The following is a 20,776-nucleotide window of genomic DNA, read 5'->3' on the forward strand; positions in this document are numbered from 1 at the left end:
ATTCACTCAAAATTCAACCGCTTCCCTAAGTGCCTATACTACAAGTACAATGATAACTCTTAGGACAAGTTGGCAAGACCAAAGGAAAGGCGATGACACTAAAGGAAGATGTCAACAAGCTCACTCAGGCCCTGGAGGCGATGCAGTCACAACAGGCATCGGACCGCGCGGCGCTCACGAGTCAGTTAGCGGAGTTTAGCCAGCAACTGGCCGAGCTCAACGCGCGGGTAAATGCCCTGGAGGGCTATGACCAGGCCGAGGCTTCGGATCTGGCGCTGTCGCAACAAGCACTTTCAACCCAAGAGAAGGCTACGCAAGATGACTCACAGCAGCCTCATTTAACTTCGGCGTCAAGCCACTCAAACCAATACCTGCCATGGCAGACCCCGCCAGAGCCTTCACAAGCAGCGCAGTCAGAGCAGACTCATTCATCCCAGCAAGGCGAACTCAGCCAGCAGGCCGATACCAGCTATCGCCATGACGCCTGGCAGCGCCAGACGCCTCAAGCAGAGGAACAAGTTAAGGCTCAAGCTCCAACTCGCTCAAACAGAACCACAAAACAGAAGGCCAGCACTCCCGGCATTGGCCAACAGCTGGCCAACTCGGTGGGGCAGCTACAGGGCTCGCTGGGGCAGCTAGTCAACCTGCTGCTCGGCCCCTTCGGCGGGCTCGGCGAGCAGGCCAAGGCCTTCTATCAACACTATCAGGCCAAGGGACAGGGCGCGGTATTTCTGATGACACTGGCGGGCATTGTCACCCTGACCTTGGGCTTCGGCTACCTGCTGCAATACTCCATTAACCACTGGTTCTCCGAGCTTGGCAAGGCCATGCTAGGGCTTATCACGGCCAATGGCGTGATCGCCGGCGGCCTGTTTATCCGGCGAGCGCGGCCCGGCATGGAGGACTATGCCTCAGGCATAGTGGGCCTTGGCATCATCTTGAATTACCTCTCCATCTATTTCCTCGGCCCCTACTTTGAGCTGATACCAGAGAGCGCCGCCCTATTGCTGATGCTGATGAACACCCTGCTGGGTTACGGTCTGGCGATGAAACTGGAGACCAAGGTGGTGGCCATCATCGCCCTGTGCGGCGGCTCGCTGGCGCCGCTTATGCTGCTCGATGCCAGCCAGGCACCACTGCTCTACCTGCCCTACCTGCTGATCATCGGCGCCTGCTCCCTGGTGCAGAGTCACAGGCTGAACTGGCCCGTACTGCTGGAGATAACCGCGCTGCTGCATATCGCCTGCGTGCAGCTGCTGAGCTTCTTCCTGTTTCTGCCGCTGGCGCCAATCGACACCATGGCGATGCTGGCGCTGGGGTGCATTAACGCCCTCTTCTATCTCTATGGCCTGGGTAGCCTGTGGTTACAGGCCAAGCGTGAGCCAAGTGCGCGCCTGCTCATGGTGCCTGTGGCCATGCTCTGTTTTACCCTCTATACACTGGGGGAATTTACCCCTTACGCCGGCGAGCTGTTCGCGATCAACGCTGCCATCTGCGCCCTGCTCTATTGGAAGATACGACGCGATAACCTGATAGCGCCGCTGATGCTGGCTGCAGCCGGGGTGTTCGCCGGGGTGGCCGCGCTCTACCTCATCAGCGCCGATCTCCTTGGTTTGGTGCTGTTGATCGAGGCCCTATTGCTACTCTGGCTCGGCGCTAAGCATGACTTTATCGCCATTCGCACCGAGGCCTATATCCTGCTGGCCTTGGGCCTTGGCAGTAACCTGCTGACCCTGTTCGACAGCCTGGCGGTGAGTCACCGCGAGCTGGGGGGCGCTGCGGGAATGACCGATAACCTTATCCTCATTCTCACCCTGGCGCTGAGCTGCGCCGCCGGTTATCAGGCGATACGCCTGATTGACGCCCTGGGGGATAAGCTTGCTGAGGGCGAGCAACTCCTGCGCCGCGCCCTGCAGGGAGCTTTTGGTCAGCTGCTGGCGATCACAGCACTGTTTATCGGCTATTGCTTAAGCCCAGATTATTACCTCAATGGCCTGCCACTCATCGCCCTGATGCTGCTCTACCTCGGCAGACGAGACGAGCTGCGCTTTACCGAGATCATGGCCTGGTTCTGGCTACTGCCACTGGGCGGCCTTATCATGCTGGGCATGCTCGAGGCGGGCAGCGTTAACTTTGCCCAGCAGCCCCTCAACGCCAAACTGGCGCGTATCGAACTGTTCAGCTGCCTGCTGCTGGCCTACTACTGGTATAAGCGATACACACCTCAGTCGCCTCTGGTGAGCCTGGCCTACTATGTACAGCTCATCTGTTACCTGGCCCTGCCGCTCCTGCTGCTGCCTAAGGTGCTGCGCAGCTATCTAGCGCTGCTGCCCATCTACCTCTGGCTGGCAAGCGCCATGGCCCTCGGCCTTGCAAGGTTTGTGCGCCACAGGAGCCTAGTGATCGAAACGCAAGTGCTGTGTGCAACAGCCATGTTGTTTACCGCCATCAGCTGCCTGGACAACCAATGGCAGGGATTAGTCGCCCTCGCCATAGGCGCACTGGCACTGGGCACAGTGCACGGCCGTTATGGGCAGCTGGACAGGCGCTGGCGCATATTATTGCGCTTCCCCTGGCAGTTGAGTCCCTTCTATTTTGCCTTGGTAGTGGCCGTTGCCGTGCAGACCCTGTCCGGGCTTATCGCCCCAGGATGGTCCCTAGTATTCCTGGGACTGACCGGTTACTTTGCCCTGCTGCTCGAGCGCGACAATGCCCTGGGCAGACGTTTCGCCAAGGCGCTGAAACCAGGTTACGATCTCGCCTATGGCCAGCTTCTCCTGCTGCCGCTGGCGCCCATCATATTGCATGGCGATCGCCCCCTGGGGCTGAATATGAGCAGCCTGCTGTTTAGCCTCAGCGAGCTGGGCATACTCGTGGTGCTCGCCTGGTATCTAAAGGGCAAGCGACTCGGCATAGAGTCTCACAAGAAGCTGCTGCCAAAACCCGCCCTGGCCTGGGGCTGGCACAGCCTGCTGGCGGTGAGCTATTTTCTCTGGAGCTACCAGCTGGGCACTCAGATCGCCGCGCCGGTTAGCAGCATCTTGCTGGTGAGCCATGGCAGCGCGCTCATGTTCCTCAGCCTGCGGCCACAACAGGCCAGTCTGATACGCATGGCGGGGATCCTCTTCGGCCTCGCCTGCCTCAAGATCTTGGTTATCGACATGGCCTCCTTCGTGCTGGTGCAGAAGGTGGTGGCCTTCATCATAATTGGCATCATATTGCTGACGGTGGCCTACTTCTATCAGAAGCAGAAGAACCGTTTGTTGGCTCAAGGCTAGTTTTCTTTCCCCCACCTAGTGGCAATCACAGCTGCCACTAGGTGTATCGCTTTGTTGGCTATGCTAGCCATTCCCACTCTTCCTCCCAGTAGGCAGGCTTTGGAGCCAATCATATTGAAGCTTTCCACGAGTTAACTGTGACGTGAGCCGCAGAAATTTTGACCAATTCGTGCTACAAGGATCTTTCGGCAAATGATTAATTTTTAGACATAAGATCTATAAAATGTGCCTGTTAAAGCCATGGAAACCTGCCGAGAGAGGATATTGTCATGCTAAAGAAGGTGAGCCGACTCGATTACTATACTCTGCAGGTATTTATCGGGCTGGTTGAACTTAAGAGTGGCAGCGCGGTGGCTGAGCGGCTGCGCACCACCCAGTCTAAGGTGAGTCGTAGCCTCACCTGTTTGCGTGAGGTACTGGAAGATGAGCTCTTTATCCGCCAGCAGTATGGCTTCGAGCCCAACCAGGTCGCCTTAACCATCTACCCTATGGTACAGACCATAGTTGAGCAGTACGACAAGATAGTTGCGGCCACCATAGACAGGGGCGCCGAGCCCTATCAGCTCAGCGTGGCAACCTACGAGCAGTGGTCACTGATGGTGATGAATAGTGTGCACAACACCTGCAATTGTATCGAGGGGGGTGTCAGCATCAATATTCAGCCTTGGAGCGACAAGGTCAATCAACGTCTGTGTCAGGGCAAGGTGGATTGCAGCATCTCCACCGAGCCTATCGACCATCCCATGGTTAACAACTATAAGCTGGGAGATATCAATCATTTCTTTATCGTGACGAGACGCGGGCACCCGCTGCTATACAGCACAGCCCCTATGACAGAGCTGTTCGACTATCACATGGCTCTGGTCAATACCCACCTTCATGAACAGGAGCCCCACCCCATAGAGCTATACGCCAGATCCCAAAAGATCGACATTCATGTGGCACTCAAGAGCCCTAGCCTACGAATGTTGGTGGATCATGTCAGTCACAGCGAAGATGTCGCCCTGCTCTCCTCGGCCATGTCTATGGCCTATTTCGAGAATCGCGACGATGTAGACTATCTGGATGTGTCCAAGATCTGGCTACAAACCAGTGGCCTGACGGGAGAAAGTTATTATCTTCACTGCCATAAGAGCATTAAGCCGCAGCTGGCAAATTGCCTGCGCTACCTCCTCACTGAGAAGCTCAATGAGATGCAAACCCACTGCGACGAGGCCGTTCAGGAACGAATCGCTAACCCAGCCTAAGAATACAACGGCTAGTGCACGCTCTGACTGATCAGTAACCTGATCTCCTGCCTCAACCAGTCTAGGTGGGTACAGCTATGCTGCCTGGCGCTCAGCAGATACAGCCTGGGATAGGCTTGATCCCGATACAAACGCTCCGTGTCATTGGCCGACAGACAACAGACATGCAGGCCAGGTAACAGCTCGCTCTGCTCATACACCTTGTTATAGGGCAGCAGACTCACGGTTTTGTCGTCGGAGAGGTAGCGAAATAGCTGATGAAACCCCAGCCCCTCCAGCCCCAGATCTGTGGGCGCCAGATGACAGGCCAGCTTTTGCTGCCGACAGTAGCGCAAGAAAGGATCCGGCGACTGTTTGTCTATCTGACTGAAGGCACTCAGGTAGGGATAGGCGGCTATATTGGCCAGGCTGATCTCCTGGTGCAAGATAGGATGATTGAGGGAGCAGAGCAGGTACAGATGGGTTAGCTGCTTAAGGGGCTCGACCTCAAGGCGCGAGTCTTGCAGCCCTTCCGCCGAGGACTCGCTGAGAATCGCCAAGTCCACCAGCCCCTGAGCCAGATCTTCAATGATATCGGCCGAGCCGGAACGCAACTCATAGCTAATAGGCAGCTGCGCCTCGCTGATAGCGCCACTCAAACGTTGGGGCAGATGGGCGATCAGCAGATCACTCACATAGATCACCATATTGTGGCTAGCAGCCATGCCATGACACAGCTCCAACTGATGCAGCTGCTCGCCGCACTGCACCAGGGCTTTCACCAAGGGATAGAGCTGGCGGGTAAACTCATTGGGTTCCAGGCCATGCTTCTTTCGAATGAAGAGGGGATCGTTAAAGATCATCCTGGCTTGTTGTAGACAGCGGCTCACCTTAGGCGCCGGTATATTCATCTCTATGGCAACAGAAGAGGCAGAATGTTTTTCATACAAATTAACTAATATATTGGCGCTAAGCATATCTAAACTATCTAGAGTCATATTTTTCATTTAAAAATACCTCTCCCGACAATTAATATACCCATCCAGAGTATAGTAAATATAATAAACCTGACAATAGGCTCATTACTTTTAAATAAAATAAATAAAGTAGAACCCGATCACACCTTTAAATTTCAACTATTTACAAGGCACACCCAAGACACTATTTTTCAAGAAGTTTAAATCTAACCCCTCGTAAAAACACAGATATCCAAGAAATAAAACACAGATATCCAAGGATTGATTATCTGCAAAATGAAATAGCTAAAAATAAGTATCTGACCCAGACCTAAATTTTAATAATCCGATTTTAATAGTTATTGTAAATATTCCGCGCAACGTAATAATTAAGTGGAGAGTTAAAAATGAAAATAACCATGGAGGTTTATCATGAACACCACCGCTACCGTTATTTTAAGTTACGCGTTTATGTACTTTGTTTTGTTCGTCATTTGTCCTCTCGTCATCGTGACCTTTGTCATGACGTGCATTAAGTTCTTTAGCTCAAGCGAGGCGCAGCTGGTCGATGCCGCTGTGAGCATCAAGCCACATTTACTCGATAAAGAATCTATGCATTTTCTCAAAGGCCTGAAGGCCATCGCCGCCAATCGCTACGATATCCTTTATGGCGCATCACTGGTGAATGTAGTCGACATAGATGATTCAATCAAAAACCATGACGAAGTGCAGGACTTCATGGAGCACTGCCACCTTGATTACGTGGTCGTCGACAACGAATCTTCTGCGGTCAAACTCGTAGTGAGCAACCCTGCGGCGAGCTCTCCCGAGCAGATGAAATTTGTCGAAAAATGTTTGGACTACATTGGGGTTCAATTCATTAAGCTGGACAAAGACAAGCATTGTGACGAGGCGCTGCTGCGTACAGCACTCGCCGCCTGATGTGTCTCTATCACAGCGATTCCCGATGAGCGTCAAACCTACCGCTTGACGCTCCTGTTCCCCCGAACTCATGCTCACTGAGGTGTAAGGATGCATTATGTATCGAATTACCCCTTGCACTGCCTTGCTGCTGGTCAGCGCCTTGGCCCTTGGGCTTACCGGCCTCATGTCGGCCTCCACCTTCGCCGCCGACGAGCAAGCCAGCCGCAGCTGCATCAAATGTCATAAACGTAACGGTAAACTCGAGGGCGTACATGCCAGCCCCGGCCTGGCCATTCTCTGCCAGGACTGTCACGGCCCTAAGGGCACGCACCCGAAGAAGGGTTCCACGCTCAACACATTTGGCCCAGATAGCCCACTTACCGCTGAGCAACGCACAGAGATCTGCCTGACCTGTCACGACCATCAGGCCCTGGGTGAGGTTGAATGGACCCACAATGTGCATGCCAACCGCCTTGGCTGCGATCAGTGCCATAAGCTCCATCCCGAGACGGACCCCATGTTGTCCCTCAATACGCAGCAACATAGCCAGCTGTGTGTGGGCTGCCATAAGGTCAAACAATAGGAGGCCTGTGATGCAAGTATCTAAACGTCAATTTCTCAAGGGTGTTGGCGCCTTGCTGGCTGGAGCCTCTTTTTATGGCGTAACCCGCTCGCCCCAGGCCGACTCGACTCAGGCGGCTGAGGCGACTCCCGAAATCAAATATGCCATGGTACATGACGAAAACGCCTGCATCGGCTGCAACGCCTGCATTGATGCCTGTCGCGAGGTCAATCATGTTCCCGACGGCGTGAGTCGGGTGAAAATAGAGCGCAGCGGCCCCTTTGGCGAATATCCAGAGCAAAGCTATCGCTTCAGCCGTGTCTCTTGTCAGCACTGCGAAGCCGCGCCCTGTGTCAGGGTATGCCCAACCGGCGCCGCCTATATAGATAAAGCGACCGGCATAGTCGCGGTCAATAGCGACCGCTGCGTGGGCTGCCAGTACTGCATCGCCGCCTGCCCCTATCAGGTCAGGTATATCCACCCCGAGACCCGCACCGCCGACAAGTGCGACTTCTGTCAGAAGAGTCGCCTGGCCAAGGGACTAGAACCCGCCTGCGTCGAGGCCTGTCCCACCAAGGCACTGACCTTCGGCAACCTCAAAGATCCCGAGTCGGATCTGGTGAAACTGCTGAAAGCCAAACCCAGCTACCGCGCCAAGGTGGATCTGGGCACCCGGCCTAAGCTGTTCCATATTCAAACCATAGATGGGGAGATAATGCTATGAGTGCTTTTCATTTCGAAGGCCTGGTATGGCATTGGCCTATCGCCATATACCTCTTCCTCGCCGGCCTCTCTGCCGGGGCGGTATTTTTCGCCATCATGCTGAAACACTTTAAGCTGGCCCATGAGGCCTGGCATTCGCCCTTCGTACAGGCGGCGGCCATCATAGCGCCGGTCGCCGTATTTGGTGGCCTGGGGATCCTGGTGTTCGACCTCACTCGGCCACTGGATTTCTGGAAGATCTTGGTGTTCTACAACACCACTTCTGTGATGTCCATGGGGGTACTGGTGCTGATGGCCTACCAGCTGGTGCTGTTTGCCTGGATCGCCTGCGTCTTCCAACGTCGCATCACTCAGCTGCTAGGCAAACGCCTGCCTATCGTACAGCGGCTGCTTAACTGGCTGGTGAAACAGGAAGCGGCGATCACAGGCATCTTGGTGATCCTCGCCATCTCGCTGGGGGCCTATACCGGCTTCCTGCTGTCGGCACTGATTGGCTTCCCACTGCTGAATAACCCGGTATTGCCGCTGCTGTTCTTGATCTCCGGTCTCTCCTCCGGCGCCGCCGCAACCCTGCTGGGAGGCGTGCTGCTCAGGGGAAATCCCAATGGGGTCGAGGTGCGTTTCATTCACGGCATAGAGATCCCGCTGATCTTAGTGGAGATAGGACTGCTGTTTACCTTCTTTGCAGGCTTGATTCTCTCGGGCGGTCAGAGCCAGGTGGCGGCGCTTAACGCCTTGGGCTTCGGCTTCTGGGGTTGGATCTTCTGGGCTGGAGTAATAGGCATAGGCCTCACCCTGCCATTGGCTTTCAATCTGTGGATGAAGGTATCGGCGGATCGTAAGTTCGCCTATGTGGCGGTCACCGCCAGCTTCAGCCTGATAGGGGTGTTCTTACTGCGCAACTTTATCCTCTATACAGGTCAGATGACGGGGACCTAAGCCCCATTGGCACCTACTCGCGGGCCTCTTCGCCGCTAATTAGATGCAGCGGCGCCCGGTCGCTCAGGTAGGCTTCATCCACCTGCTCTAAGCGGTTATAGCGGATCATCTCTCGAATGCCGTCGATATAGGCCTGACCTCGTTCCGAATATTTGTCCAGCGTACCCGCCAGCACTAGGCCAGTAATAGGCTTGTTGGCGGCCCGCAGCTGCGCCCTCAAGCCTCTCAACGACTGATAAGCAGCATTGGTGTTTAGGTTAAACAGATAGCCCTGCACCGAGGCCAGCGGCGTATCGAAACGTGCCAGGCCATAGTTGCCCAGCTCTTTGCGCTGGGCCTTAGGAGTCATCCCCTTGCCGCTAAAATCCCACTGACCGAAGAAGGCATTGCCCTCCACGGTAAAGCGCGACGTCGCCCAGCCACTCTCCTCCGCCGCCTGGGCCAGCACCAGAGAGGGCGGCATGATATCGACCCGCGCTAAAAGCTGCTGGCGCTGCTCCTCGGTCAGGCTACCACTGTCATCCGTTAGCAGACGATACTTGCGCGCCAGGGCCAGCAGCTCGGGGGCATCTAACTCCGCCTGGGCGATAGCTTGCCGCTCCAGCAATATCTGCTCATTGGCCACCAGGATAAGCGGCGCCATCAGGCGAAAGAATACCATCTTCTTAAGCTGCACCGGGATCTGCGATGAGGTCTGCTGCCAGCGCTCACTCACGGCCTCGAAGGTGAGCCTGGGCACCTCACGATTGCCCGCCTGCCAACCGGCTTGGTTATATCCCAGACTATCGAACAGGGCGATCAGCTCATCGAGGGAGTTAAGCACCACATCCTTAGGCGCCTGGGTGGGACGGTCCTTGGAGACAGTCTTGAAGCTGGTCTGAGTCTGCTGACTATCAGACGGAGTCGCCAGCTCGCCGGCGTTTGCCACCGGCGGCTCCATGCCCGCCGCGGCCAGCGCGGCCGACAGTTGGCCATCGTCGCTCGGGCGATACCAGAGCGCCCACAGCATCAGCAGCGAGGCGATCACCAATAGCAGAGGCAGTGCAATCTTTATACGGCTAACGGCAGGCATAGAGGCTCCTTTGGATAAGTTAGGATAGGTGTGGGCACGGCAACACCATGCCCAATCGACCGCACAGGTCAATCTATCACTTAACGCTAATCTTTCCCTTACTCTAATCTATCTGTCGGCGGGAGTCTCTAGATGAGCCCTTGAATGAGAGATTGGGACCCCAGCCCAGCTCAGGCTCATCGACGCATGCCTCATCTTTGAACATTAAGGCATGGCTAGCCACTCGCAGCGTCGAAGAATAATCCACACCAGACTAAAGGCTTTAATAAAATAATGCCTAAATCCTCTTCCCCTTAATTAAATAAATCTATTATTAATTTAACCAATATTTTTAATTCCTCTTATAGAATCAACAGCACAAATTTATTCTAATTTAGAAACAACCATAATCCAGGGCAACTCGGTAAACAGCAAGATAACAAAAGGTTAATAACTTTTAAATTAAAACACCAAATAATCAGATGTATGTGACACAAGCCGCAATATTAAGCTTAATGTTATTTTCATATTGAATAAAGTTTATCTGTTTCATACATTGAAAATTCGCCTTAAATTTAAATGTATCTTTTTGTATCACTCGGACGATATAAAATTTCATTCTTAGCTGGTTATATGTTGAAACAAGGAACTGTCACACTATCGAGCTTAACCCTCTTGTTTGGGCTACTGTTACTCACTCATCTGAGTAACGGCCTGATGACGCAGCAAGCCGCCATCAGCACCAGTCAAACCCTGCGCTGCGGTGTGATAAATGGGGAAAGTCTCGCCACCAAAGAGGTCGCGCCAGCTAGACTAAATTCAACATTATCATCGCATTGGCGCTGTGTTTATCAGCATCCAATGCAAACTCTCCCACAACTGAGCGGTGAGACCCACGAGAGTCAGGGTAATAGCATCAACCTGACGGCGGTGATCTTCTGTCTGCTATTCCTCTCTGCCGGTCTGCCTAGATACCGACTGAGAAAATATCGTACGCCCAAGAGTATTATCGAATGCAGCTCACTATTGATGAGCTGGATCAAACCTATTAAGGGCACACCTTCATAGTCCCTATGGCCGTGAGTAAACAATATTTACGACCATAAAAACATTCACAAATAACGACAGCCAAAATAACACCTGGCCGTTATATCTATTTCAATTTATTTAAATGAGGTTTATTTCATGCCTTATGCACACTCACGCCTGTCGAGTGCGAATCTTTACGCAACATTAAATGGATGGCAGCTAAATTTATCCCAGGTATTAATATTGGGTCTGCTATTTTCGACAATGGCTTGGGCAGATAATGAAAATGTCGCCGCCGCCATAGACACCAAGAGCTCCCACTGGTCCGGTTATATCAGTGCCAGCGCCGCCAGCAACACCTTCGAGCAATCGGCCCCCAGCTCCTACCAGGCCCTCAGTGCCAGCGGCAGGATAGCCTATCGCGACACCTGGGGCAGCATACGCCTCTCCAGCGGCGGCGAGGTAGAAACCCACCACAATCAGTCCTATTTCTACGACACCTTCTTAGAGTATCGCACCCCTTCCAAGGGCCTGGGGGATAATTGGAGCTATGTGGGCAGCGCGGGGGTCTATCTCCCCACGGGCCACACCAGCCAGGAGAACAAGTTGAGGGTCGCCCCCAGACTGGCTGGCTACCTCTTCTACCGCCCGAACCAAGACTGGAACTTCTATCTCTCACCCCGGCTGAAATATAACGCCTATGAACATGAGATAGGCCGCCACGGCGAACACTTCATCGAGCACAGCATCAGCCTGCTAGCCGACGCCACCTGGCAGTTCATCGACAACTGGTACCTGGATGTCAACGCCTCCTACACCATGAACAAGCCCTTCAACACCAGTCGTTACGACAACCGTTTCACCATCAGCGAAGAGATTGGCTGGTCGTTTGCCCCCACTTGGGTAGCGGCCATAGGCCACAACAACAGCGGCTATTTCTTCGATCCGGATCGCGGCCCGTCCCACAGCTTTACGCTCTACGACGAACGCAGTTCCGTGTTTTATCTATCAATTACCAAATATTTATAAAAAGTACTTATAAATTATATAACTAGGAGAGGTTTCAATGTACAAGAGCACTGTCGCCATCGCCATATTGAGCGCGATAGGATTGAGCGCCTGCGGCACAGACGAGCCGTACCAGGAGGTCAAGAAAGATGAGCGGATGATCGCCGTCAAAGACTTCAAAGATGCCACCACCACTGGCGAGGCGGGGGATCAACTCACCTCCTCGACCACCACGGGCGAGCTGGCAAGCAAGCAACCCGAGCGGCTCTTTCTCTACACCCGCAGCCTGGGCGAGGCGCCGCGCTACTCTGCGCCTATCCACGGCTTCTCCCAGGGAGAAGCCAAGCTGGTGACCCTGCGGATGACGGAAAACGGCATTCAGCTGCGTCAGATCGACAGAGACAACATAGGTCTGGACCACGACTCGCGTTTCGACAACGAGTACAACAAGGCCCCAGTGCTGACCATTCCCGGCGACTACATCGACTTCCAATGCCAGGAGGACAACTGGGGCGACTGCACCAACCGCGAGGAAGAGGTGACGGATCGCAACATCACCTGGGATCAGAAGAAGTTCTTCATACCTAAGTTCGAAGGGGCGCAGATCGCCGAGGAGAACTACACGGATCTGGTCACCTTCAAGCAGTGCACCACAGAGACAGAGTCGGCCCACCTGGTAAAGGACGGCAACTGGGAAGGCTATGAGATGAACTTGGCCAAGGGCGTGATCAACTTCGAGATCGAGCACACCTACCAGGCCAATCCCGCCTGTTTCGGCAAATTCTTCAAGGGCAGCTTCGACAACCTCTCCTTCACCACCACTGAATATATCTCGGTCGTGGCCCTGGATCAGCTGGCCAGTGAAGACTTTGTCACCATCCCTTATAGCGAGGATGAAAACGGCACCTTCGGCTTCTTCCGCACCCAGCATGAATACCGCGACGGCAACAACGCCGATGGTAAGGATGGCTATGTACGCCAATACCTCAATCATTTTAATCCCAAGAAAGAGGCGCTCACCTACTTCTTGAGCAACAACTTCTTCGAGCCGAAGAACCAGCCCTTCCTGGACGCGGCAAAGCAGAGCATTGCCGCCATCAACATTCAGAACAAGCTGTTCGAAACCGGCCTGCCGGAGCTCAAGCTGGCCCAGGCCAACGAACGCAGACACGGAGACTTGCGCTACAGCAACATCACACTGTTCGACGAGCCACTAGACAACGGCTTGGCCGGCTATGGCCCCTCCGCCGCCAACCCGCTCACCGGCGAGATCGTCAGCGGCCGGGTAGACCAATACAGCGCCAACCTGCAGCAGGGCTCGACCCGCTACTACCGCAGGGTGCAGCTGGACTACAACCGCGGCATGCTAGACCCTAACTCGGTCAAAGCTCTCACCGGGGTCGATTACACCCCGTCACAGGAGGCGGTAGATCGCGCCAATCAGGTGGCTGCCAATAAGCTGGTTGCCGAGCAGAACAGTCAGAGCCAAGATCCTATGGTGCAGCAACCGCGCACCGAGGCCCAGCCGCAGACCATCATCCCGGATCTCTCCACAGATGATGCCAACAATGCCCCCTTCGAGGAGCTAGTCAACCAACAAAACAAGACCGAAACCTTCTGGGCCGAGCATAATCTGATGAGCGTGGATCAGGCCTTCGGTCTCACAGGCGGCGCACTGCGCGAACTACCTCGGGGCATTCAGGGCTATGAGATCGACTGGAAAGACACTCAATTCTGGGTCGATGGCATCATAGGCGGCAAGCTGAAGGATATCGAGAAGATGCCCACCAGCTTCCAGGCAGATCTAGTAACTAAGCTGGCGGCTCAGGCCTTTGCCGGTACCCTCACCCACGAGCTGGGCCACACCCTTGGCCTGAGGCACAACTTCGCCGGTAGCCGGGACCAGGCCAACTTCTTCAACGAAGAGGAGATCGCCAAGTTCAGCCAGGCCTTCAGCGAGGCGGGTTATCCTCATCTGACGGTCAAGGCAGACTTCTCCAGCCAGATGGATTATAACGCCGACCGTTTCGCCACCACCTTCCAGAAGTACGATCTGGCGGCGCTGCGCTTTGGCTACGGTCGTCAGGTAGAGACTCAGGATGGCAGCCTGGTTTCGCTGGAGGCGGCCGATGCCAAGCGCCGCGAGGAGCTACGCCAAGGCAATATCACGGGCGATATCCAATATGGTGCCCTGCATCAGATAGGAAAAGAGCACGACCTGCGCTACTTCGCCTTCTGTACCGACGGCCATGTGACCCTCAACTCCAACTGTAACCGTTTCGATGCCGGCACCAACAACGACGACATAGTGCAATACTATATCGACAGCTACCACGACAGCTATGACACAATGAACGTGCGTCATAACCGTCAAACCCTGTTCGAAGATCATATCCTGCCTTACACCATCAACCGCCTGAGGGGCTTTAACAACATACGCCAATTTGTCGAAGACACCGCCACGGTTGAGGAGCTGTTTGCCTTCGATCAGAACGAGCTGGCCGAGTTCTGCACAGGCCATGAGAACTACTGGTTCTGCGCCTCACAGCGGGCAGTCGAAAAGGCGGCCGACACCTTCCTCACCGCGGCCGGTCTGAGCGACATCTACCTGCATGTCACTTATCGTATGAATAGCGACGACAGCCGCGCCCTGACCAAGGTGCACTCGCTGGAAGATATCCTGACTCGTCTCTACCGTCTCAATGCCAGCAAACTGGATGAAGGTTTCGATCTGGGTCAGATCATCACCGCCTATGAGCAAGCCCCTGAAAAACTAAAAGAGCTGTTGCTCAAGGCCGATATCGTCGAGGCCTATCAGGACCTGCTCTACGCCGATGTCAGCGCCAACAAGGGACGCCTGCTCAACGGCATCAAGGCCCCGGCGTCGAGCCCGAATCACCCTTATGTCAACGAGCGTGACGTGCTGGGCATGTGGCCCGATAAGCTACTGGCGATGCGTCAGCTGCTGACCCGCAAGTCACCTCGCAGCACCACGGGCCGCACCTACTACGCCCTGGCGGATTATCCTAAGGTGAAGGATCAGCTCGAAGGTATGCTGTGTCAAATGACGCAGGGCAATACGGTTCAGGATATCAACCAGTACCTAACCAAGCCTGTGCTGAGCGATAGCTGTAAGGCGGTGGATGCCAAGTACTATGTCAACGACGTTGACTATGCCGACCAGCATATCGAGGCGCTTCCTAGCTACGCTACCTCTCTTGGACGCTACTTCGGCTTCCCCCAGAGCAGCTATGAGATGAAGGGTAAGAGCAACCTGCTGCAGATGATGCTTAAGCAGGTGGTGTTGGCATCGCGCGACAGCGACTATCGCGGCGAAGAAAAGGCCAGAGTATGGCGCGAGTATGTGGGCATTCATCTTGCCAGCGACGCCGTTGCCGCCAGCAAGCAGATCAGCCTACAGGGCAAAAACTATGTGGCGACCGAGGAGAACCAGCTGGCCCTCATGCTGATTGAGCAGATAGCTACGCTCAAGGCGCTCATCGCCAGCTCGCCGGAGCTGATGAGGCATCAGATGAACAGCAAGGGCGAGACCTTCCAGCAACTGGTGGTCGACCCCATCATCGCCCGCGATGAGCGAGTGATCACTTACCTGCCGGTGCTCTAAGCCAGCGGGTCACACCAAGCCAAATAAGAAAGAAGCCGCCTGTCGGCTTCTTTTTTTCTTAAGTGCTAGTGACTTAGCAATAAGCCACGACAATAATTCCCGTCTCGTCCCAGTAATCTCACCCACCGAGGGGCCCTATCCGGCAACAGAGCTGGGATGCAACATGTGTAGCAAAATGTATCATCTTATTTAGATGGTTGTTTCACTACCCAATAATGGTTAACTTATGACTGACCGACACATAGGAGAGTCCCCTCGATGGAGCCGGATGAGCAGCCATCCAATCAGTTAGCCAATGCCGAGTCATCGGCGGAAAACAGTTCCGAGCCAAAGGCCGACCTCATTGCCGAGCTAAAAGCCGAAAATGCAGTGCTTAAACGCGAAAACGCCAAGTTAAAGCTGCTCAACGATCGCGCCGAAGAGAAGCTTTTTGCCGCGCTGGATGGCAACCGTCTCTGCCTGTGGGAGCAACATCTTCCCAGCGGTAACCTGACCATCTTCAACATGCGCTGGGGCGAGCTGCTGGGCTTTAGCCGCGAAGAGCTGGCGGCCCATGTGGACAGCTGGAAACAAAACCTGCATCCGGAGGATAAGGAGTGGGTGATCAAGGCCTTCGAAGATCATGTAGAGGGCAAGTCTGACTACTATCAGGCGGTACACCGCATGATCCACAAGAATGGCTCGGTCACCTGGGTATCGGACCGTGGCCGTATCGTCGAGCGTAAGCCAGATGGCACCCCACTACGCATGATGGGCACTCACATGGATATCACCCAGGAGAAACGCTACGAGCAGGAGCTGTCTGAACTGGCCCACTGCGACCCCCTTACCAACCTGAGCAATCGTCAGGCGATCACCCAGGCCTTCGAGCAGGAATACCAGCACTCGACGGGCAGCATCTTCTTCATCGATCTCGATGGCTTTAAGGAGCTCAACGACAAGCTGGGCCACAAGTTTGGCGATCATCTGCTGATCCACGTGGCCGACACCCTCAGGGGTGTGATCGGCACTCAGGCCCATATCGCCCGTCTCGGCGGCGATGAGTTTCTGATTTTGCACCCCAGCCAGGACCAGACCCTGCTGAGCGAGCGGGCCCAGTCGCTGTTGGATGTCTACCGTCAGGCGATCATCTTAGAGGGCACAGAGGTCAAACTCGGCCTGAGTATCGGCATCTATAGCTTCGCCCCGAGCGATGACTTTGTCACCGCCTGCGAATTTGCCGACGCCGCCATGTATAGGGTCAAGGCTCAGGGCAAACACGACTACCAGTTCTGGCAGGCCGAGCAAGCTGCCGGGCAGTAATTCCCCGGCTTATCTAACACTTAACCACCAACCTGTGCACTTGGCCTACCTGAGCACCTTGCTCAAGAACGCCTGAGTGCGCGGCTCCTGGGGCTGACCAAACAACAGTGCGGGCACATTACTCTCCACCACATAGCCCCCATCCATAAAGATCACCCGATCTGAGACATCCTTGGCAAAGCCCATCTCGTGGGTGACTATCACCATGGTCATCCCCGCCTGTGCCAGCTGTTTCATGACATCCAGCACATCGCCCACCATCTCAGGATCCAGCGCCGAGGTGGGCTCGTCGAACAGCATCAGCTCGGGCTTCATCGCCAGGGCTCGGGCGATGGCCACCCTTTGCTTCTGACCGCCCGATAGGCTGGCGGGATAGGCACTCGCCTTATCACTCAGTCCCACCTGCTCCAGCAGGCGCTTCGCCTCAGTGTCGGCCTCCGCCTGGGTCATCAAGCCCAGCTTCACCGGCGCCAGGGTGATGTTTTGCTGCACCGTCTTGTGGGGGAAGAGGTTAAAGTTTTGGAACACCATACCCACCTTCTGCCGCAGCTTGTCGATGCAGGCATCGGGCGCGGTGATCGACTGACCGTCGATCACTATCTCCCCCTGGGTAGGCTGTTCCAGCAGGTTGATGCAGCGCAGGAAGGTGCTCTTGCCGCTGCCACTGGGACCGATGACGCTGACCACCTCGCCTCTTGCGATCGACTCGTCGATCCCCTTGAGCACCTGGTTGTCGCCGAAATATTTATGCAGATTGCTAATCTTAATCACTTTGCTTAAGCCTCTTCTCAAACTTCGACAACATAAAGGTGAAGCTATAGGTCAACGCCAGGTAGATGAGTGCACAGGTAAACAGGGGCACGCTGTCTTCGAAGGTGCGGCTACGGATGATCTCGCCCGAGCGCATCAGATCTACGCCGCCGATGAAGCCTATCACCGCCGTCTCCTTCAGCAGCACGATAAACTCGTTACCCAGGGCGGGGAGAATGTTCTTGATCGCCTGGGGCAGGATCACCTCCTTCATGGTGACCGCCTGCGACAGGCCCAGGGAGCGCGCCGCCTCAGTCTGCCCCTTGTCCACCGCCTGTATGCCGGCGCGGATGATCTCGGAGATATAGGCGCCGCTGTTGAGGCCGAAGGCGATGATGGCGGCGCTCACCTTGTCCACGTCCCAGGTGGCCAGCACGATAAAGTAGAGGATCACTAGCTGCACCACTACTGGGGTGCCGCGTATCACCCCCACATAGAGGTTGGCGGGCCAGCGCAGATACCAACGACTGGACATCTTCATCAATGTGGTGGCTACCCCCAGCATGGCACCCAAGATCATGGCGAACAGGGTTACGATAAGCGTCACCTTTAAGCCATTGAGGATCAGGTAGATACCTATGAGCCCATCTTCACCTATGGGCGTAAACAGCGAGGAATTAATTGCATCTAACATGGCGGCCTACTTCATATGTTTGGCGAGCAGGGCGTCGTATTCACCGTTTTGCTTTATGGTTGCCAACGTCTTGTTGATGCTGGCCAGCAGCTCGGGCTGGCTCTTGGCCACGGCGAAACCATAAAACTCTGGCGGGAAATCCAGGCTGATAAGCTTGAGCTGTGGGTTCTTGGCCAGGTAGTTGGCGGCCGGCTCGCTGTCGAACAGCACGAGATCCACCTTGCCGTTCTTCAGCTCCATGATCGCCTCGAAGCCGGTATTGAAGGCGGTCACCGACTGGGTGTACTTCTTCGCCATAATGTCGGCGGTTGAGCCCAGCTGCACCGCGAAGTGTTTACCGGCGAGATCCGCCAGGCTGTGGATGCTGTCATCCTGCTTGTTGACCAAAACAACCTGGGTCGCCTCGTAGTAGGGCTCGGAGAAGTCGACGCTGGCCTGACGCTCGGGGGTGATGGTCATGCCCGAGGCGATCATATCTATCTTGCCGGCATTGAGAGCCACGATAAGCGAGTCGAACTTCATGTTCTCAACCTTTAGGGTCTTGCCCGCATCCTCGGCAATCTTGCGGGCCAAGTCGATATCGAATCCCATCACCTGATCGCCGCTGACACCGCCTACATATTCGAAGGGAGGAAAGGCCGCATTGGTGCCCACCACCAGATAATCTTTCTCTTTACCACAGCCACTCAGCAGCAATAGGGCCGTAAAACCGGCTAACAGGATAGATTTGTTCATTATTTACTCTCTTACCAGGAATATACGCTCAATTGGCCACGACTATAGGCAGCCCGACTCACACAGTCAATACTTATGCGATAAAAATGACTATTTAGTCATTTTGTTTGCTTTTTATTAACATAACCCCACCTATCCGTCAGTGTAGCTCGGCCAGCCCAAAGCGGCGCCTATCCAAACTTGCACACTTGCAGACTTGCACCATTGCAAACCATGACGGCACCAAGTTGGTGAGCACTGTGCGCGACGTCACACTCATCAACTCCGATTAAAAATCAACAAAATTAATACAAATCAATAAATTAAGAAGATTGGAAAAAGTTGGTACAGAACTTACATAATACTTTATAGGTAGTCGTTAGGGCGGGCGCATTTGCCAGAGATAAATGAAGCACCACCCTATAAGGAGTTGTAAATGAAACCTTGGTTAATGGCGGTCAGCCGCCTCGAAAATTGGCAGTTTATCTTTCATCTCGGCATCAGCCAGTGGGACGTCGAGTAGGCAAGCACGACGAGTCATCCATAAGGAGTCACAGATGAGTACATTATCTAAGAGTATCACGCCTAAGATGGCAGAGCGGATCGTCGCCGAGGTCAAGAGTAACAACTGCCTACTATCGGATGTTGCCAAACAGTTTGGCGTCTCAACCAAGACAGTCTACCAGCTGGTTCGCCAGAGTGAGCAGCAAGGTGGACGCGTGGGTGTGCTAAGGGCGGAAATAGACCGCCTCACCCTACAACTCAATCAGCTCATGCGTGAGCTCAAGCTTATCCAAGGATAAGTCGATTCACCAAGGGCTAATTTAGTTCGCTAAGGGCTTAATCGAATCGCCAAGGGCTAGAGAAGGCAAGAAAACAAGATGGAAACAAAATAAGTGGTCTGCAGGAAGCATGGGATCTCAGGTTAGAGGGCAGCAAACATAATAGCCTAAGTCGGGGACCAGAGACCTACGACGGGCCTGAATCGCAAAGCCATTTAAAAGAGGTGTTTTACAGGTGGCACCTCTAGGGAAGATGCAAACGAGTCCCACAAGGACTTATTCGCAGCTTCCCCAGCGCTCCCCCAAAGGCGCTTTCGCCTGGTGATAGGCAGGATGCTCTATCACCAGGTTTTTTCTTTTAGGTGAAGCCTCCCCAACAGCCCAGAGAAAAATTTTCATTTTATTTAACCCCTTCTCAGAAATCCTGCGTCTATATGCTCAAACAACTTATTCTTATCTACTGATTTGTCACTATTAAGTGCGTTTGGAGTATTCGATGAAAAAGACCCTGATTGCTAGCCTATTTGGCTCATTGGTTTTCACCGGCAGCCTGTTTGCCCTCCCCAGCGCGGCCGCCGCAGAGCTAGACTTCCCCCATATCGAAACAGTCGGCACCAGCGAGCTGGTCGTCAAGGCCGACATGGCCGAACTCAGCGTAGAGGTAGTCACTAAGGCCGACAATCCGGCCAAGGCCAAGGCGGGTTCGGATAAGGCGGTCAGCGACTTCCTGGCCAGGTTAGCCAAGGCGGGGATCGCACGCGAAGATGTTCAGAGCGCCAACCTGAATCTGCGTCCCGACTATCTGTACGACCCGGAGACACGCACCAACAAGGAGATTGGCTACCTCGCCAGCCGCCAGGTGGTGGTCACACTAAGGGCACTGGACAAGCTCAACGACCTGCTCGACAGCGCGTTGCAGCAAGGGATCAACCGCATCCATCAGATCAACTTTAAATCCAGCAAGGAGGCGGAGATGATAGAGCAGGCCAGGCTGATGGCAATCAAGGATGCCAAGCAGAAGGCCGCCGCTCTGGCCGAAGGTTTCGGCGAGCGCATAGATGGCGTATGGGAGATCCGCTATCAGGCACAGGGCCCGGTGCGCCCCATGATGTATAAGATGAGCGCCGCAGCCCCTGGAGATATCGCCGAGAGTTATCAGGAGGCGCAGACCAGCATCAGGGATCGCGTCGAGGTGATCTACCGCCTCAAGTAA

The 20,776-nt window shown here is 54.5% G+C and carries 17 protein-coding genes; 12 read left to right on the forward strand and 5 right to left on the reverse strand.

What is annotated here, in order from left to right; genetic code table 11:
* The first annotated feature begins 92 nt into the window (after nt 1-92).
* Nucleotides 93-3,278, forward strand: coding sequence for a DUF2339 domain-containing protein (locus tag GNT65_RS15665; protein WP_160797881.1), 3,186 nt, complete (start codon nt 93-95; stop codon nt 3,276-3,278).
* Nucleotides 3,279-3,547: 269 nt separating this feature from the next.
* Nucleotides 3,548-4,525, forward strand: coding sequence for a LysR family transcriptional regulator (locus GNT65_RS15670; RefSeq protein ID WP_160797883.1), 978 nt, complete (start codon nt 3,548-3,550; stop codon nt 4,523-4,525).
* Nucleotides 4,526-4,536: 11 nt separating this feature from the next.
* On the opposite strand, the gene GNT65_RS15675 is transcribed toward GNT65_RS15670, so the two are convergent.
* Complete coding sequence (locus GNT65_RS15675) at nt 4,537-5,511, reverse strand: LysR family transcriptional regulator (protein ID WP_160797885.1); 975 nt, start codon at nt 5,509-5,511, stop codon at nt 4,537-4,539.
* 381 nt (nt 5,512-5,892) lie between these two features.
* On the opposite strand from GNT65_RS15675, the gene GNT65_RS15680 reads away from it, so the two are divergent.
* The 4 genes from GNT65_RS15680 to nrfD all read left to right on the forward strand — a co-directional run bounded on the left by GNT65_RS15680 (nt 5,893) and on the right by nrfD (nt 8,608).
* Nucleotides 5,893-6,402 carry a PDDEXK family nuclease gene (locus GNT65_RS15680; protein WP_160797887.1) on the forward strand — a complete coding sequence of 170 codons (510 nt, stop codon included), beginning with the start codon at nt 5,893-5,895 and terminating at the stop codon, nt 6,400-6,402.
* 97 nt (nt 6,403-6,499) lie between these two features.
* Complete coding sequence (locus GNT65_RS15685) at nt 6,500-6,967, forward strand: nitrite reductase (protein ID WP_160797889.1); 468 nt, start codon at nt 6,500-6,502, stop codon at nt 6,965-6,967.
* Between the two features lie 10 nt (nt 6,968-6,977).
* On the forward strand, nt 6,978-7,670 hold the full coding sequence (locus tag GNT65_RS15690) for a 4Fe-4S dicluster domain-containing protein (RefSeq protein WP_160797891.1): 693 nt from the start codon (nt 6,978-6,980) through the stop codon (nt 7,668-7,670).
* On the forward strand, nt 7,667-8,608 hold the full coding sequence (gene nrfD / locus GNT65_RS15695) for a cytochrome c nitrite reductase subunit NrfD (protein WP_160797893.1): 942 nt from the start codon (nt 7,667-7,669) through the stop codon (nt 8,606-8,608). The genes GNT65_RS15690 and nrfD overlap by 4 nt, the downstream gene beginning before the upstream one ends.
* Before the next feature lie 13 nt (nt 8,609-8,621).
* Here the strand turns inward: nrfD and GNT65_RS15700 are convergent, their stop codons facing one another.
* A complete protein-coding gene (locus GNT65_RS15700) occupies nt 8,622-9,680 on the reverse strand; it encodes a glucosaminidase domain-containing protein (protein WP_160797895.1) in 1,059 nt (352 codons plus the stop codon).
* 612 nt (nt 9,681-10,292) lie between these two features.
* On the opposite strand from GNT65_RS15700, the gene GNT65_RS15705 reads away from it, so the two are divergent.
* From GNT65_RS15705 to GNT65_RS15720, 4 genes are all read left to right on the forward strand, one after another.
* A complete protein-coding gene (locus GNT65_RS15705) occupies nt 10,293-10,727 on the forward strand; it encodes a hypothetical protein (RefSeq protein WP_160797897.1) in 435 nt (144 codons plus the stop codon).
* Between the two features lie 225 nt (nt 10,728-10,952).
* Entirely contained in the window at nt 10,953-11,717 is a 765-nt protein-coding gene (locus GNT65_RS15710) for a hypothetical protein (protein ID WP_160797899.1), read from the forward strand.
* Between the two features lie 37 nt (nt 11,718-11,754).
* Nucleotides 11,755-15,321 carry a zinc-dependent metalloprotease gene (locus tag GNT65_RS15715; protein WP_160797901.1) on the forward strand — a complete coding sequence of 1,189 codons (3,567 nt, stop codon included), beginning with the start codon at nt 11,755-11,757 and terminating at the stop codon, nt 15,319-15,321.
* Between the two features lie 258 nt (nt 15,322-15,579).
* Complete coding sequence (locus GNT65_RS15720; RefSeq protein WP_160797912.1) at nt 15,580-16,623, forward strand: diguanylate cyclase domain-containing protein; 1,044 nt, start codon at nt 15,580-15,582, stop codon at nt 16,621-16,623.
* A 45-nt stretch (nt 16,624-16,668) separates the two neighbouring features.
* On the opposite strand, the gene GNT65_RS15725 is transcribed toward GNT65_RS15720, so the two are convergent.
* Genes GNT65_RS15725 through GNT65_RS15735 form a run of 3 tightly spaced genes read right to left on the reverse strand, consistent with a single transcriptional unit; the run spans nt 16,669 to nt 18,802 of the window.
* Nucleotides 16,669-17,394 carry an ATP-binding cassette domain-containing protein gene (locus GNT65_RS15725; protein WP_160797914.1) on the reverse strand — a complete coding sequence of 242 codons (726 nt, stop codon included), beginning with the start codon at nt 17,392-17,394 and terminating at the stop codon, nt 16,669-16,671.
* Nucleotides 17,387-18,067 carry an amino acid ABC transporter permease gene (locus tag GNT65_RS15730; protein ID WP_160797916.1) on the reverse strand — a complete coding sequence of 227 codons (681 nt, stop codon included), beginning with the start codon at nt 18,065-18,067 and terminating at the stop codon, nt 17,387-17,389. The genes GNT65_RS15725 and GNT65_RS15730 overlap by 8 nt, the downstream gene beginning before the upstream one ends.
* 6 nt (nt 18,068-18,073) lie before the next feature.
* Nucleotides 18,074-18,802, reverse strand: a complete 729-nt coding sequence (locus GNT65_RS15735) for a basic amino acid ABC transporter substrate-binding protein (RefSeq protein ID WP_160797918.1) — start codon at nt 18,800-18,802, stop codon at nt 18,074-18,076.
* 536 nt (nt 18,803-19,338) lie between these two features.
* Here GNT65_RS15735 and GNT65_RS15740 point away from each other — a divergent pair.
* Entirely contained in the window at nt 19,339-19,584 is a 246-nt protein-coding gene (locus GNT65_RS15740) for a transposase (protein WP_160797920.1), read from the forward strand.
* A 475-nt stretch (nt 19,585-20,059) separates the two neighbouring features.
* Nucleotides 20,060-20,776: an oxidative stress defense protein gene (locus GNT65_RS15745; RefSeq protein ID WP_160797922.1), complete on the forward strand. Its 717-nt coding sequence runs from the start codon at nt 20,060-20,062 to the stop codon at nt 20,774-20,776.

The organism is Shewanella insulae (genome assembly GCF_009831655.1).
Taxonomy (GTDB): Bacteria; Pseudomonadota; Gammaproteobacteria; order Enterobacterales; family Shewanellaceae; genus Shewanella; species Shewanella insulae.